This window comes from Sphingobium sp. 22B, assembly GCF_001580035.1.
Lineage (GTDB): Bacteria > Pseudomonadota > Alphaproteobacteria > Sphingomonadales > Sphingomonadaceae > Sphingobium > Sphingobium fuliginis.
The window spans coordinates 44,706-60,544 of record NZ_LTAB01000004.1; the positions used below are offsets into that span (position 1 = coordinate 44,706).

Annotated in this window: 13 protein-coding genes and 1 pseudogene; 9 read left to right on the forward strand and 5 right to left on the reverse strand. The window is 62.5% G+C overall.

The annotated features are described in order from the left end of the window. The 8 genes from A0J57_RS05745 to A0J57_RS05780 are packed head-to-tail and all read left to right on the forward strand — an operon-like array spanning window position 1 to window position 9,162. Complete coding sequence (locus tag A0J57_RS05745) at window positions 1–3,246, forward strand: efflux RND transporter permease subunit (protein ID WP_061934278.1); 3,246 nt, start codon at window positions 1–3, stop codon at window positions 3,244–3,246. Window positions 3,247–3,299: 53 nt separating this feature from the next. Next, window positions 3,300–3,788, forward strand: coding sequence for an SRPBCC domain-containing protein (locus tag A0J57_RS05750; RefSeq protein WP_004212879.1), 489 nt, complete (start codon window positions 3,300–3,302; stop codon window positions 3,786–3,788). Continuing rightward, the gene (locus A0J57_RS05755; protein WP_021238674.1) at window positions 3,785–4,162 is read left to right on the forward strand and encodes a hypothetical protein; all 378 of its coding nucleotides are present in this window, start codon (window positions 3,785–3,787) and stop codon (window positions 4,160–4,162) included. Before A0J57_RS05750 ends, A0J57_RS05755 begins: the two co-directional genes overlap by 4 nt. A gap of 47 nt (window positions 4,163–4,209) precedes the next feature. Beyond that, on the forward strand, window positions 4,210–4,623 hold the full coding sequence (locus A0J57_RS05760) for a hypothetical protein (RefSeq protein ID WP_017183574.1): 414 nt from the start codon (window positions 4,210–4,212) through the stop codon (window positions 4,621–4,623). A gap of 3 nt (window positions 4,624–4,626) precedes the next feature. After that, window positions 4,627–5,313 (forward strand): ZIP family metal transporter, encoded by a 687-nt coding sequence (locus A0J57_RS05765; protein WP_004212882.1) that lies wholly within the window; start codon window positions 4,627–4,629, stop codon window positions 5,311–5,313. After that, complete coding sequence (locus A0J57_RS05770) at window positions 5,310–5,918, forward strand: cation transporter (protein WP_004212885.1); 609 nt, start codon at window positions 5,310–5,312, stop codon at window positions 5,916–5,918. Before A0J57_RS05765 ends, A0J57_RS05770 begins: the two co-directional genes overlap by 4 nt. Next, window positions 5,915–8,416: a heavy metal translocating P-type ATPase gene (locus A0J57_RS05775; RefSeq protein ID WP_004212886.1), complete on the forward strand. Its 2,502-nt coding sequence runs from the start codon at window positions 5,915–5,917 to the stop codon at window positions 8,414–8,416. Before A0J57_RS05770 ends, A0J57_RS05775 begins: the two co-directional genes overlap by 4 nt. Beyond that, on the forward strand, window positions 8,413–9,162 hold the full coding sequence (locus tag A0J57_RS05780; RefSeq protein WP_004212890.1) for an HAD-IIB family hydrolase: 750 nt from the start codon (window positions 8,413–8,415) through the stop codon (window positions 9,160–9,162). The genes A0J57_RS05775 and A0J57_RS05780 overlap by 4 nt, the downstream gene beginning before the upstream one ends. Before the next feature lie 247 nt (window positions 9,163–9,409). On the opposite strand, the pseudogene A0J57_RS05785 reads toward A0J57_RS05780, so the two are convergent. The 5 genes and pseudogenes from A0J57_RS05785 to A0J57_RS05805 all read right to left on the reverse strand — a co-directional run. Beyond that, window positions 9,410–9,985 (reverse strand): annotated as a pseudogene (locus tag A0J57_RS05785) (Tn3 family transposase); the annotation flags it as partial. 57 nt (window positions 9,986–10,042) lie between these two features. Next, window positions 10,043–13,012 (reverse strand): Tn3 family transposase, encoded by a 2,970-nt coding sequence (locus tag A0J57_RS05790; protein WP_014072601.1) that lies wholly within the window; start codon window positions 13,010–13,012, stop codon window positions 10,043–10,045. 91 nt (window positions 13,013–13,103) lie between these two features. After that, on the reverse strand, window positions 13,104–14,522 hold the full coding sequence (merA, locus tag A0J57_RS05795) for a mercury(II) reductase (protein WP_046765853.1): 1,419 nt from the start codon (window positions 14,520–14,522) through the stop codon (window positions 13,104–13,106). Between the two features lie 37 nt (window positions 14,523–14,559). Then, a complete protein-coding gene (locus A0J57_RS25200) occupies window positions 14,560–14,889 on the reverse strand; it encodes a heavy-metal-associated domain-containing protein (protein ID WP_004213249.1) in 330 nt (109 codons plus the stop codon). 12 nt (window positions 14,890–14,901) lie between these two features. After that, the gene (locus A0J57_RS05805; RefSeq protein WP_014072602.1) at window positions 14,902–15,297 is read right to left on the reverse strand and encodes a mercuric transporter MerT family protein; all 396 of its coding nucleotides are present in this window, start codon (window positions 15,295–15,297) and stop codon (window positions 14,902–14,904) included. A gap of 76 nt (window positions 15,298–15,373) precedes the next feature. Here A0J57_RS05805 and A0J57_RS05810 point away from each other — a divergent pair, with 76 nt between their 5' ends. Next, on the forward strand, window positions 15,374–15,796 hold the full coding sequence (locus A0J57_RS05810) for a helix-turn-helix domain-containing protein (protein WP_014072603.1): 423 nt from the start codon (window positions 15,374–15,376) through the stop codon (window positions 15,794–15,796). Window positions 15,797–15,839: the final 43 nt, after the last annotated feature.

Sequence of the window (15,839 nt, forward strand, 5' to 3'; positions counted from 1 at the left end):
ATGATCGCCCGTATCGTAACCTGGGCGGTCGAGAAGCGCTGGCTAGTCCTGCTCCTCACCGTCATCGTCGCCGCCATCGGCGCCTTTTCCCTCTACCGGCTACCGATCGACGCGGTGCCGGACATCACCAACAATCAGGTCCAGATCAACGTCCGCGCGCCTGCCCTCTCGCCCGAGCTGGTCGAGAAGCAGGTGTCGTTTCCAATCGAAACCGCGCTCGCCGGCACCCCCGGCCTGGAATATACGCGCTCGTTGAGCCGCAACGGCTTCGCGCAGATCACGGCGGTCTTTTCGGACGCGACGGACATCTATTTCGCCCGCCAGCAGGTGGGCGAGCGTCTGCGGGGCGTGCAAGAGAATCTGCCCGACGGCGTGAACCCTGAAATGGGTCCGATCGCGACAGGCCTGGGCGAGGTGTACATGTACACCGTTCGTCTCGATCATCGCGAGGACGACAAGCACAAGCCCGGTGAACCGGGCCAACAGCCCGATGGCAGCTACATCACGCCAGAGGGCGAGCGACTGACGACCGAAGAGGACAAGGCGACCTACCTGCGCACCGCGCAGGACTGGATCGTGACGCCGCTTCTGAAGACCACACCGGGCCTCGCCGGTGTCGACTCGATTGGCGGTTACGCCAAGCAGTTCCTCGTCGTGCCCGACGTGCAGAAGCTGGCCTCGCTCGGCATCACGCTGACGGACCTGGGAAATGCGCTGGAGCGCAATAACACCAGCGTCGGCGGTGGCTTCGTCAATCGCAATGGCGAAGGTCTGGCTGTTCGCTCGGATGCGCTCGTTCGCAATGCCAGCGAGTTGGCCAGGACCGTGATCGCGACACGTAACGGCGTGCCGATCACGGTCGAACAAGTTGCGACTGTGAAGACGGGTCAGGCGATCCGCATGGGTTCGGCATCGGAGAACGGTACCGAAGTCGTCGTCGGCACGGCGATCATGCGGATCGGCGAGAACAGCCGCATCGTGTCGACCGCGGTCGCTGAGAAACTGAAGACGATCAACGCTTCGCTGCCTCCTGACGTCGTAATTCAGCCGGTGCTGAACCGCACCGAGCTGGTCAATTCGACGATCAAGACGGTCGCGAAAAACCTGTCCGAAGGCGCGGTGCTGGTCATCGTCGTGCTCTTCCTGCTGCTCGGCAACTTCCGTGCGGCCCTGATCGCGGCGTTGGTCATCCCGATCACCATGATGCTGACAGGCTTTGGTATGCTGCGCGCTGGGGTCTCGGCCAATCTGATGAGCCTTGGGGCTTTGGACTTCGGTCTGATCGTCGACGGCGCCGTCATCATTGTCGAAAACGCGCTGCGCCGGCTTGCCGAGCAACAGCATCATGAAGGCCGATTGCTCAGCGTCAAGGAACGGCTCGCGACCGTGGCAGCCGCTGCGCGTGAGATGATCCGTCCCTCTGTGTACGGGCAGGCAATCATCATCCTCGTCTACGTACCGCTGCTCACGCTGACCGGCGTGGAGGGTAAAACGTTCGGACCGATGGCGCTGACCGTCATCATCGCGCTCGCCTTCGCCTTCATCCTCTCTCTCACCTTCGTGCCGGCGATGATTGCGATCTGGCTGTCGAAGAAGGTCGAGGAGAAGGACGGCCGCATCATCACGTGGCTGAAGAAGCGCTACGAACCCGGTCTCGACCGGGCCATGAAGCGCCCGACGCTGACGATCGGTGCGGGTGTGGGAAGCCTTGTGGTGGCGGCGCTTGCTTTCACTACGCTCGGCTCGGTGTTCCTGCCGCAGCTCGACGAAGGCGATTTGCTGATCCAGTCGCTCCGCATTCCGGCAACGTCGGTCCAGCAGAGCCAGGCGATGCAGGTGCCGATCGAGCGGATGATGTCGAAGCAGCCGGAGGTGCAATTCGTCTATTCCAAGACGGGCACCGCCGAGCTGGCGGCCGACCCGATGCCGCCGAACGCGACCGACATGTTCGTCATCCTGAAGCCGCGCAAGGATTGGCCGGATCCTGAGCTTCCCAAGGAGGAGCTGGTCAGCCGGATCGAGGGTAATCTCGCGAAGATTCCGGGAAATGCCTACGAGATCACCCAGCCCATCCAGATGCGCTTCAACGAGCTGATCGCCGGCGTGCGCGGCGACATCGCGGTGAAGGTGTTCGGGGACGACTTCAACCAGATGAACCGGACGGCCGAGCAAATCGCGGCGGTGCTGCGCAGAACGCAAGGCGCAGCGGACGTGAAGGTGGAGCAGACGACCGGTCTTCCCATGCTCGACATTCGCGTCAACCGCGACGCGATGGCGCGGTTGGGCGTTACGGCTCAGGATGTGCAGGACACCGTGACTGCGACGATCGGCGGGCGAACATCGGGCCAGATCTTCGAGGGCGACCGTCGCTTCCCCGTGGTGATCCGCCTGTCGGAGGCGCAGCGTGCCGACATCGGCCTGCTCCAACAGGTGCAGGTGCCGGTGGCAGGCGGCGGCTATGTACCGCTGTCCAGCGTCGCCGAGATCAAGGTGGTCGATGGTCCGAACCAGATCAGCCGCGAGAACGGCAAGCGGCGCGTGGTGGTGCAAGCCAACGTGCGTGGCCGCGACGTCGGATCCGTCGTGGCGGATGCGCAGGCGGCGATCGGCAGCCAACTCCGGCTGCCTGCCGGCACCTATCTCGAATGGGGCGGCCAGTTCGAGAACCTCCAATCGGCAAGCGAACGGCTGAAGCTGGTCATTCCGGCTTGCTTCATCTTGATCCTGCTGCTCCTCTACGGGGCGTTGGGATCGGTCCGCGACGCCGCGATCGTGTTCACCGGCGTGCCTTTCGCGCTGGTGGGCGGCGTCCTGTTGCTGTTCCTGCGGGGCATGTACTTCTCGATCTCGGCGGCAGTGGGCTTCATCGCCCTCTCGGGCATCGCGGTCCTCAACGGCCTCGTCATGGTCAGCTCGATCCAAGATCTGATCCGATCAGGGATGAGCCGCGAGGAAGCCGCGCATGTTGGCGCGATGCAGCGTCTGCGACCCGTCATCATGACCGCGCTAGTCGCCAGCCTCGGCTTCGTGCCGATGGCGCTGGGCGAAGGCGCCGGCGCAGAGGTTCAAAAGCCTTTGGCGACGGTCGTCATCGGCGGTCTGATCTCGGCGACGCTTCTTACGCTGTTCGTGCTGCCGACACTCTATGCCCGGTTCGGGCAGAAAGTGATCGAGAAACCCGAGCACTACAATGAGGAGCATGAAGGGGACGACCACGGTCAGACCTTCGTGAACAACTTGGCCTGATGGATGGGCGGGGCGATCCGCGATCGCCCCGCCCATCTCTGGGAGATGGGGATATGCCTCGCACCATAACCAGCTCGATGCTTCACGGCGGGCCACTGCGCATCTGGTCGGCACTCACCGATCCGGATCATCGCCGGGCGTGGAGTCCGCTCGTATTTCTCGATGATCCGTCCCGGCTCGGCGACACAGAATGCACCTTTGCGATCCAGGGCATCACCCGGCCAATTCGGACGCCAGCACGGATTGATCGATTCGATAAACCGCACGCCTTCGCTTGGTCCTGCGGCATCCCCTATCTGTTCACGCTCGAAGAGCGGTACGAGCTGGCGGGGGACGATGGCGGCACCAGGCTAACGCATAGCTGCACGCTGCGCGGGGCGCTCTCCCTGCCGTTCGCGGCGATGATGTTGCGCCGCCTGCGATCCCTGATGGTCGAATCTGACGATCGCCTCGCAACCTATCTCCGCTGGCGGGTAGGTCAGCCTGCCCGGGCTATCAATCGTCAGCGCGTCCCCTTCCGCTACAGGAGGAAGGCGCGATGATGATGCACTGTAAGCGGGTGCTGCCCGCCGTCATCCTCGTTGTCGGGCTCGCGGCGTGCTCGGAAAGAAAGCCGCCAGCCCCGCCAACGGAGCAGCAGATCCATTCGTCCGACAGCGCCGTGACGACCGGGGAAATGGGGCGGCATAGATATCGCTGTTCCGACGGGGAACCGCTGTTCGTCGATTACAAGGACAACGGCCTGCAGATCGATTTGCGGCGCTCCAACGGGGGACCGCCGATGATGCTGACCGCGCCAGCGCAGGGCCTGCAATATGTCGGCGAAACAGCCACCGCGACCTTCAAGGGGTCGCAGCTCACCATCGTGGAAGGCGATGGCCGTACCCGGATCTGCGAGCAGGAAGGCACGCGATGAACTGCCCTGCCTTCGAACGCCACAGGGCGCTTCGTCGGAAGAGACCGATGTCTGACACGTCGATTTCAAATGTGACAACCTTGTGCGGCCTGAATCGGGCCGGTCTGGCGATCGCGCGCCTCGGCGTCGTTCTCGTCTCCGGGGCGGTTATAGGGGCGTGTAATCCAGCGCCGACCCAGCCTACCGAGCCGGCGCATGAAAAGCATCTGACGTCGAAACTAATCGCGCAGCGCATCATGTACTGCGACGACGGCACACGCGCCGATGTCGACTTCATCGATGAAGGCTTGAAAATGGCCGTCACCTGGCTGCCGAAGGGCAGGACCGAGATCCTGCGCGCGCAGCGAACCGGTGACGAGTTTCGCGGCGACCATTCGCGGGCTGTCGTGGCGGGCGGATCGATCGCGTTCACGCGACGCGGGAAGATCCGCGTCTGCCACCGAACCCCGGAGGAGTCCTAGGAAATGCAGGCACTGCTCTATACGCTTGCGCCTGTGCTGGCGGTCGTGCTCGGCGCGATTGTCGCGAGCCGCACCAAGTTGAAACCTGGCCTCGTGGCGGGCCTACAGCATCTCGCTGCCGGCGTCGTGTTCGCGGCGGCAGCGACCGAAATCCTGCCGCAGGTCAAGCATGAGGCATCGCCCAGCGCGACGTTGATCGGCGGGGCGGCGGGCGTCGCGACCATGCTGGGGCTCAAGGCTCTTGAGGCCCGCTTCAAGGGGCCGATGGCGCTACTCGCCGCGATCGGCATCGACATTCTGGTGGACGGCCTGGTGCTCGGCCTCGCTTTCGTGGCGGGCGAGAAGGCAGGTCTCCTGCTGACGATCGCGCTCACTCTGGAAGTGTTATTTCTGGGACTGACGCTGACCGACGAGCTGGCGGAAACCTATCGCTCGCGCTTGCGCATCATCGTGATCGTCTCGGCATTGGCCCTGCTGCTGCCGATCGGCGCGCTCGCTGCCGTGCCGGTCGCCGCGCTGTCGCCGGTGATGATCGCCGGCTTCCTCAGCTTCGGGCTGATGGCGCTGCTCTACCTCGTCACGGAGGAGTTGCTGGTCGAGGCGCACGAGAAACCCGACACCCCGCTCATCAGCTCGATGTTTTTCGTCGGCTTCCTGGCCCTGCTGACACTTGAGGAGATGATGGGATGATCCCGGGCAACGACAACAATGGCGGGCAGGAGCGCCGCACACTGTGGATCGTCCTGCTGCTGAACGCGGCGATCGCTGCGGGCTTCTTCGTTTCCGGCTTCTTCGCGGACTCGAGCGCGCTGATCGCCAACGGCGTCGACAACCTGTCCGATACGGCTGTGTATGCGCTGAGCCTTGTGGCGCTCACCCGGGGCCAGACATGGAAGACACGCGCCGCGGTCGCTTCGGGCGTCATGCTGCTGATCTTCGCGGGCGGCATCTTGATCGATGTCGGACGGCGCTACGTGCAGGGCAGCGAGCCCATCGGACCTACCATGATGGTCATGTCCGCGATCGCCGGCGTCGTGAATTACCTCTGCCTGCGGCTGCTCCAGCGCCTCAAGGATCCGGACGTCAATCTCCGGGCCGCAACCACCTTCAGCTTCAACGACTTCATTTCCAACGGCGGCATCCTGATCGCCGGCGTGCTGGTGCTGTGGTTGGGTACCAATTGGCCGGACCTGCTGGTCGGCTTCGCCACCGCCATCATCGCCATCAAGGGCGGTGTCGAAATCCTGCGCGACGCGCGCGCCGAAACCAAGAAAAGCGAAAGGAGGTCGTCATGAACGACAAGCTCGAACTCGACATTCCAGTGTTGTTGCCGGACCTTCCTGACGCGGCCGATGCCTGCCTGGACCGTCTCGTATCAACCCTGTCAAAGCGCGAAGGTGTCGAGCGGGCGCATGTGATCTGTCTCGACGGCAACACGCCAGCGGCGCTGTGCATCCATTTCGATGCCGCCAAGCTGCCGCTGCCACGGTTGCGCGAAATGGTGCGCGCCGCAGGTGCCGAAATCACCGAGCGCTACGGCCATGCGATCTGGCAGGTGACGGGGATCAACCACGAACGTCGGGCGCGCACGGTCAGCGATGCGCTGTGCGCCTTGCCCGGCGTGGTCCAGGCAAGCGCCAGCACCAGCGGGTCTGTCCGGGTCGAATATGATCGCCGCGAAACCACCGAAGAGGAGGTGCGCGCTGCGCTTCGCAAGCTGAAGGTGAGGGTGGGCAAGCGGGTCGCTGCCGATGAACATGCCGGCCACGACCACGGCCCCGGGGGCCACGGCGCGGGCGAAGAGAAGCACGGCCCCGGCGATGGCCACGACCATAGCCACGCCGAATTTCTCGGCCCCAATACCGAGCTGATCTTCGCGCTCGCCTGTGGCGCGCTGCTGGGGATCGGCTACGCGATCGAGAGGCTGGTCGCTGGCGCGCCCGAATGGCTGCCGACCGCCTGCTATATCGCAGCCTATTTCTTCGGCGGATTCTTCACGCTGCGCGAGGCGATCGACAACCTCCGGATGAAGAAGTTCGAGATCGACACGCTGATGTTGGTCGCTGCGGCCGGCGCCGCTGCGCTGGGCGCATGGGCCGAAGGTGCGCTGCTGCTGTTCCTGTTCAGCCTCGGCCATGCGCTTGAGCATTATGCAATGGGCCGCGCCAAGAAGGCGATCGAGGCGCTGGCGAAGCTCGCGCCCGAAACCGCGACCGTGCGACGCGGCGGGCAGACCAGCGAAATCCCGGTCGAGCAGATGGTCGTCGGGGACATTGCCATCGTCCGCCCGAACGAGCGCCTGCCTGCCGACGGCTTCGTCATCAAGGGCACCAGCGCGATCAACCAGGCCCCGGTCACGGGTGAAAGCATCCCGGTCGACAAGGTGCCGGTCGCAGATGCCGCAGCGGCACGCGCCAAGCCCGATGCAGTCGACGCGGAAAGCCGGGTTTTTGCTGGTACGATCAACGGCGGCGGCGCGATCGAGATCGAGGTGACACGCCGTTCCAATGAAAGCGCGCTTGCCAAGGTCGTGAAGATGGTGAGCGAAGCGGAGACGCAGAAGTCGCCGACGCAGCGCTTCACCGACCGGTTCGAACGGATCTTCGTGCCCGCCGTCCTGGTCCTGTCAGTGCTCCTGCTGTTCGCATGGGTGGTCGTCGACGAGCCGTTCCGCGACAGCTTCTATCGCGCGATGGCGGTGCTGGTGGCGGCAAGCCCGTGCGCGCTCGCGATCGCAACGCCGAGCGCGGTCCTGTCGGGCGTTGCCCGTGCAGCGCGGGGCGGCGTGCTCGTGAAGGGCGGTGCACCGCTCGAAAACCTCGGGTCGCTCAAAGCGATCGCTTTCGACAAGACGGGCACGCTGACCGAAGGTCGTCCGCGCATCACTGATGTCGTGCCCGTCGATGGCGCCGATGAAGGCGAGTTGCTGGCGCTGGCTGTCGCCGTCGAAGCGTTGAGCGACCATCCCCTGGCCCAAGCGATCGTCAAGGACGGCCGCGAACGTCTGAACGATCGTGCCGTGCCGACTGCCGGCGACCTCAAGAGCCTGACCGGTCGGGGCGTCACCGCGAGCGTGGATGGCGAGACGGTGTGGATCGGCAAGGCCGAGATGTTCGGAAGTGAGGGCATTCCGGCGCTGGGGCAGGGCGCGCAGGACGCAATCGCGAAGCTGCGCGAGAACGGCCGCACGACAATGGTGGTCCGCAAGGGGGACCGCGACCTGGGCGCGATCGGCCTGATGGACACGCCTCGCGAAGCTGCCAAGACCGCGTTGCGTCGGCTGCACGAGATGGGCGTGTCGCGGATGATAATGATCTCCGGCGATCACCAGAAAGTCGCCGAAGCGATCGCCGACGAAGTCGGGATCGACGAAGCGTGGGGCGACCTCATGCCCGAAGACAAGGTTGCCGCGATCAAGAAGCTCGCCGGCGAAGACAAGGTCGCGATGGTGGGCGACGGCGTGAACGATGCGCCGGCGATGGCAAGCGCCACGGTCGGCATCGCGATGGGCGCGGCGGGGTCGGACGTTGCGCTGGAGACAGCCGACGTGGCGCTGATGGCCGACGATCTGGCGCACCTGCCATTCGCAGTCGGTCTTAGCCGCCATACCCGTGGAATCATCCGGCAGAACGTCTTCGTCAGCCTGGGTGTCGTCGCCTTCCTGGTGCCTGCTACCATCCTCGGCCTCGGCATTGGGCCAGCGGTGGCGGTTCATGAGGGATCGACGCTGCTCGTCGTCATCAATGCGCTCAGGCTGCTCGCCTACCGCGATCCGGCAGGGAAGGCGGCATGAAGTGGCTGATCGCCTTCGACCTCGACGGCACGCTTGCCGAGAGCAAGCGGCCGTTATCGGAGGATATGGCCGCAATCCTCGCCCGATTGCTCGCCATCACGGATGTGGCGGTGATCTCGGGCGGGGACTGGCCGCAGTTCGAAAAGCAGATCGCCTCGCGCCTTCCTGCCGGCGTCGCGCTCGACCGTCTCTGGTTGATGCCGACCACAGGCACGAAACTCTATCGGTTCATCAATGGCGCTTGGCGCGCGGTCTATGCCGAACTGTTCGACGACGCGGAGAAGGCGAAGATCCGCACGGCCTTCGATCAGGCGCTGACCGATGCCGGTCTCGCCGACGAACGTATCTGGGGCGAACGGATCGAGGACCGGGGCAGCCAGATCACCTTTTCGGGCCTGGGGCAGGCAGCGCCGCTGAAGGAAAAGGAAGCGTGGGATCCTGACCGAAAGAAGAGGACCGCGTTGCAGGCCACGTTGCGCGCGAAGCTGCCGGAGCTCTCGATCAATCTCGGTGGCACGACATCGATCGACGTGACCAGAGCAGGGATCGACAAGGGCTATGGCCTGAAGCGCCTGAGTGCCGAGAGCGGTGTCCCGCTCGACGGGATGCTGTTCATTGGGGATGCGATATTCCCCGGTGGGAATGACTATCCCGCTGCTGAAATCGGCCTCGACACAGTGAGGGTGCGCGACGTCGCGGAAACCACCGCCGTCGTGACCGCCATCATCGCGTGTCTGCACCGATAGGATCAAGATACATGGTCGGCTCCATCGCGGAATGCCGCATTGTCAAAGCTCTGGCTTCTGTCGCTTAGGGCAGCGCTTCCTAAAACGAAAAGAAGGCAATGTGCGCGTCTCCGCGAACAAAGCCTCCAGCGATCAATCTAAGAGATTCCGCCGCGCTTCTCAATCGTAGGGGGCGTTTGCGGGAGGGGGCGGAATCCTACGCTAAGGATTTGGGCCAGCGATATTCCCCGGTTAGATTGATGTGTTCCTATCCCAACGGCGAGACGTGGGCGAGTAGATCAGGCGCGATATGGGTACCGCTGGCGGCCCGGGTATTGACGACCTCGCCGAGCTTCATGGTGTTCCAGAATATGATGATGGCGGCGAGCAGGTTCATTCCGGCGATGCGATAGTGCTGGCCTTCGCCGGATCGATCCCGGATTTCACCTCGGCGGTGGAAGCTGATGGCGCGCTTTAGGGCGTGGTGGGCCTCACCCTTGTTGAGGCCGATCTGAGCCTGGCGCTGGAGGCCGGCATCAAGAATCCAGTCGATCATGAACAGGGTTCGCTCGATGCGGCCCACCTCTCGCAATGCGAGGGCCAGCTCATTCTGGCGCGGGTAAGAGGCGAGCTTGCGAAGAATCTGGCTGGGGGCGACGATCCCCGCTGCGATCGTCGCCATGATGCGCAGGATGTCGGGCCAGTTGCGCTCGATGAGCGGTTCATTGATCTTACCTCCGACCAGCGCTCGCACATTGGCCGGCGTCGCGTTGGGCGTGAAGGCATAGAGTCTTTTCTGAGGGAGATCGCGGATACGGGGGGCGAACCTGTAGCCGAGCAAGGCGTCACCTCAAGGTTTGTTCGCCAGACAACGATTTCTCGGACATAAGCGGAACATGGGCTACGCTACACGCTTCAACCGCGCCATTGGCTCGTTGAGTGGGTGGAATTCACCTGCTGGAAGTCGCCTGGCCTGCTCCCAGAGGTAATCGCCGGTCAGACTGATGTGCGCCCAGCCCATCGGAGAAAGGTGCGCAAGCAGTGCCGCATCGAACGTCGTGCCGACAGCGTTGAGGTGCTGGGCGGCCCGGTCGAGATAGACCGTGTTCCAGTAGGAAATCGCCGCAATCAGCAGGTTCAGCCCAGATGCGCGAAATTCCTGATTTTCCAGCGAGCGATCGGTGAACCGACCCTGCCGGTTGGTATAGATGGCGGCGGCAAGCGTGTGCCTCGCCTCGCCTTTGTTGAGACCGGCCTGACAGGCACGTCGCAGTTCCGGTTGTTCAAGCCAATCGAGCGTGAACAAAGTGCGCTCGATACGGCCCAGTTCAGCCAATGCAAAATCCAGCCTGTTCTGGCGTTTGTAGGCGGCAAGTTTTCGCAAGATTACTGACGGCGCCACCGTGCCATCCTTGATTGAGGCGACAATCCTGACGATGTCATCCCAATCGGCCTCGATCGCTGCCGTTTTGATGGTGCGGCCCATCAGATTTTCGATGCCCTTGTATGTCGATGGCGCAGCGATCGAACCCAGCTTGCGGTCGCCAATATCGCGCAGCCGTGGCGCGAAGCGGAACCCGAGTAGGTGGCAGAGTGCGAAAACATGATCGGTGGCGCCGCCGGTATCGGTATAGTGCTCATGCAACGGAAGGTTGCCGGCGCCCAGGACAAGCCCGTCGAGCACGTAAGGCGCTTCACCTGCCGTCGCGGACATGATCCGTGATCCGAATGATGCGAAGTGATCGGAAAGGTGAGAATAGATTTTCACGCCAGGTTCGGCGCCATATTTGGCATTGACGTCCGCCGCCCCTGAACGGCTCCGCCCCGACCGGAAGAACTGGCCATCGGACGACGAACTGGTGCCAGCGCCCCAATGCCGCGCGAAGGGTAATTCGTGATGGGCTGAGATGATCATGGCCAGCGCGGCCTGATAGTTCTCGGGTGAAAGATACCAGTTGTGGGTCCATGCGAGTTGGGCATAGCTGACGCCTTCGCTGGCATTGGCCATCCGCTCCAGCCCGAGGTTGGTGCCATCAGCCAGAATTGCGGCGAGTACCGTGCTGGGGTTGTCGTGCTCCTTGCCTGAGCGCAGGTCACGGAATGCGTTCAAAAAACCAGTGCGTTCGGCGACTTCAAGCAGCAGCTCGGTGATGCGCACGCGGGGAAGCAGGGTATCGAGCTTGCGATCGAGGGCTTCAGCTTCCGGTGGGGTGACAGGCGGCATTTGCTGAAGCTTGAGCCGGTCTCGTTCGAGCGACACTCCCTCAAGCTTGTTTGTTTTCAACTGCTTGGCAAATCGGCGCAGCCGCCAGTCAAGATTTCGTGCCCGGTCAGCGAGGTAGGATGCAGCATTTGAATCGAACGGAAGCACATCCGCCACTTTGGCGGCGTCGCGCCGACCCAGCAAATAGGCATCGAAGCGCTGATAGTTGCGGGTTCCCTCGATCCATACATCACCGGCGCGCAAACGATCACGCAAGGTTGCCATGATCGCAATTTCATAACGTCGGCGGTCGATACGGCCGCTTTCGGTGATGAGACGCTTCCACTGCCGATTGGGGAATGGCAGTGGAACGCCATCGGGAAGGTCGCGCGACTTTCGTGTGTTCGCATCGCGAATGACATCGATGGCTTTGATCAGTGCCGTCCCTGTTCCAGACGCCTTGAAGGTGAAGGCGTCCAGAAATGCCGGGCTGAAACGCCGTAGCGTGGCGTAACGCTCGGTTGCCGTTACCAGTGCGTCCTCGCCGGCAAGATCAGCAAGGGCATCTACTTGGGCCTTTGCCGCAACAAGCCGGTGCCAGCCCACCGCTTCGTCAATCAATTCGAGCGGATCGCCGCCATTCTGGACAGCCTCATCAAGTGCTGTAATCGTGGCGCCAAACAGCCGCATGAGTTGCCCCACCGACTGAATACTATCTTGGTAGCGACGCTCGCGCCCACGCCGCGCGCGCGTGAACATGCCGCCGATAAGTCGGTCAAACATTTGGATCGCGGCATCGGCAAGTCTGGCCTCAAGGTCGATCACTGCGGCCGTCAACGTCGCCCGCCTGCGATTGACGCTGTAATCCGAAAGCAGGAATGCCGGTGCCACGCCGCCCTCGCGGACAAATTGGGCAAAGCGGAATTCCGGAATGGCGCCCCCAACTACCGGGTGGATACCTATGCCGCGAACATAGCGCAGGCGCTCAAGCAAGCCATTGATATTGGCCGCAGTCGGGGCTTCTTCGAAATTACGCAACCACGCCAGCGGTGTCATGCCGAAATCCGGGTTGTTGATTACGAGTTCGTCTAGCCGTGTCAGTTCAGCAGAGCTGAGGCCTTCGACGATTGCGGCTGCGGCAGCTTTGCGTGCGCGTGCCCGGCCAGCAAGACCGGCGCGTTCCAGTGTGTCGCCTGACGGAAGAATGAACCGCTCACCCTTCAGGCCAACCATGAGGGCGCGAACAATCGGTTCACCTCTGTCTGTATACTCGGCGGCTTGCGCGGCAAGATTCAGGGCAAGTGCCAGGTCGCCGCGTCGAAACGGGCGTATGCCAAGATAACGCGCCACGAGATCGGCATGATCGGTACGGGTTTGCGCGCGCTGACCATATGCAGAGAAGGAGGAAGGATCGACGAATAACTGTGCCGCGAGGTACTGAAGAATGACGTCGGGAAGCCCGATCTCGGGTTGCAGACCAAAGCCGGGATGTCGCATCAAAGCGATTTGTGCAGCCAGACCGAGGCGATTTGCTGGACCATAGCGGCGCCCAACCAATTCAACATCTTCCGCAGAAAGGGTATAATGCCCAATGATCGCGGTTTCTTGGACAGGAGGATCGAACAGGCGCCGGCGCTCGTCTCCGGTCAGAAGTCGGCGTCGTGCCATTTTGCTCTCCCGCTGAGGCGAATAACAAAATTGACACCAAAGCGGCTTGCACTGGAGGGAGGCCATTCGTTGCCGGTTGATCCCCGAGCAATCACCCGGCGCAGCAAGACAGTTTGGCGACATCCTTATCAAACGTTTGGGCCGCCAGTTTGAGGCCTTCCACAGTGGTCAGGTAAGGAAATATCGTTGCACCCAATTCCAGGGTGGTCATGCCGTGTTTGATCGCCAGCACCAGTGTCTGGATCGAATCCGCGCCTTCGGGTGCCATGATCTGGCCGCCCAGCAAACGGTCGTTCGCCTTGTCGGCAATCAGTTTGATGAGACCCCGCGTATCGCGTGCTGCCAGTGCCCTTGGCACAGCATCGAGCGGGAGCAGCGAAACCTTGATGTCCAGGCCTTGCGCCCGTGCTGTCGTTTCAGTGAGGCCGGCGCTGGCGACTTGCGGGTCGGTGAAGACGACGGATGGCATGGAGGAATTGTCGTAGCGGTATTGGTTGCCCGTCACCGCGTTGCGCGCGGCCAGTTTTGCGCCATAGGCGGCCATGTAGACGAACTGGTCCCGTCCCGTTACATCGCCCGCCGCGTAAATGCCTGGAACCGACGTTTCGAGGTGGTCATCGACGACGATTCCACCATTACGGGCAAGCACTATGCCGCGCTCCTCCAGCCCAAGCCCGTCGCTATTGGGTCGGCGTCCGGTGGCGATGAGCACCTGTTCCGCCGCGACGGTGTCACAATGCCCCTCGCAGGTCAATTCGACCCCGCTCTGTGTTTGGGCGATACGCTGATAGCCGACACCTGCGCAAACCCGCACGCCCTCGGCTTCCAAATAGTTTTTCAGCGCGGCACTCACTTCCGGGTCCATTTCGGGGAGCAGGCGGCTTCGGCAGCAGATGGTGACATCAACGCCCAGACGCGAAAACATCTGTCCCAGTTCTACCCCGATCACCCCGCCACCGATCACCAGCAGCGATTTGGGCAAGCGATCCAGCGCCAGCGCCGATGTGCTGGTTAGGTAGGGCACGCTGTCCATCCCCGGAATCGGCGGCACGGCGGCGTGCGCACCCATCACCAATATGACCTTGCCGACCTTCATGGGCGCATCGCCGACAATCAGCGCACCATCGGCAAAGCGTGCCTTGCCCTCGATATAGCTCACACCGTCATAGGCGGGCAGCAGATCGACATATTTTTTTTGGCGCAGCGTCGTGACAAGATCGTCCTTCGACGCCGCCAATACGGACCAGTCATCCATCTGGACAGCGCCCCCAAGGCCGGGAAAGCGCGCGGCGGCAAGCCCACCATGCACCGCTTCGGCGGCGCGGATCAGCGTCTTGGAAGGAACGCAGCCAACATTGACACAGGTGCCGCCAATCGTGCCGTGACCGACGAGCGCCACTTTCGCGCCCAGATCGGCAGCGGCGATCGCGGCGGAGAACCCGGCAGAACCCGCGCCGATGACGGCCACGTCAAATCCTTCCTGCCCGGGGCGGTTGCAACAGTCGTTCATTGCTTATCGCTTTCTTGAGGCGCTGGCGGCGCCCCGCTCAGTTTTGAATAGCGCGCGCCGGATAACCCGCGTTGGTTGATGCAGCGGCAATCGCAGCAGCATTGGTGCGGCGCGGGTTATAGGTTGCGCGCGCGGTCTTGGCTGCGAAATCGACCGTGACCGCCGTTACCCCGGCGACGCCTTCCATCGCCTTCTTCACGGTGATCGGGCAGGTGGCGCAGGTCATGTTCTCTATGGCAAAGGTGGTTTGCTTCTGAGCGGTTGCGGTAGCCGCGGGGCGATCTTGCGCCGTGCCACTAACTGCATAGGCGACCCCGCCGCCAGCCATAGCCAGCACGGCCATAGCGATACATACTGTCTTTTTCATGGGTATTTCCTTTCAATAGAACCAGGGTGCCCACCAGTCGATGGTGAGCGCCAGGATGGCGACGGCAAGGCCCAGCCACAGCACCGCCTTGGTGGTCCAAGCCGATTGTGGACGAGCGCAGTAGGAACCGTCTTCACAGGGCGGTTTCGGCTTGAAATAGACATGCCAGAAGCCGTAGCCGAGCAGCGCGAGCGTTACGCCTGCGACATAGGGCTTGTAAGGTTCGAGCGCCGTCAGGTTGGCGATCCACGCGCCGGAAATTCCGAGCATAACCAACAGTAGCGGGACGACGCAGCAAGCCGAGGCGAGCCCCGCGCCGATCAATGCGCCCGCCGCAACCCAGTTTGCCTGCTTCGGCTCGTGGTTTTCGGTGAGGGCTGGCTGTCCCGCTTCCGGCGTTGAGACCATGGCTTGAATCCCTTGTTCCAACTGAGTGATTCGCAGTGTAGGCTCTGTAGCCACTACAGACTCAAGAGGTATTTTCATGGAGCAACAGGTCGGCATCTTGCGTGCCCAGCTTGCCCGGAAAACAGGCTGCAATCTCGAAACCATCCGCTATTACGAGAAGGTGGGATTGCTGCCGGGGCCGCCTCGCAGTTCCAACGGCTACCGCGTCTATTCGCCGGAACTGGTGCAAAGGTTGCAGTTCATCCTGCGCGCGCGCGACCTTGGCTATGCAATGGATGAGATACGGTCATTGTTGTCGCTCACCGATACCGGTGCACAAACCTGCGCGGAGGTTATGGCGAGAACCGAACTCCACCTTGAAGATGTCCGCCGCCGCATTGCAGATTTGCAGAAGATAGAGGTGACGCTGGCGACCACGTTAGCCAGATGCACTGGAGATGACGTTGCCGAATGTCCCATCCTGGAAGCACTCCAGTTTTTACCCCATCAAGGCAATTGACGCCATCTTTGAGGGATTTGATTTTGTGATGTCAGCTTGGAGT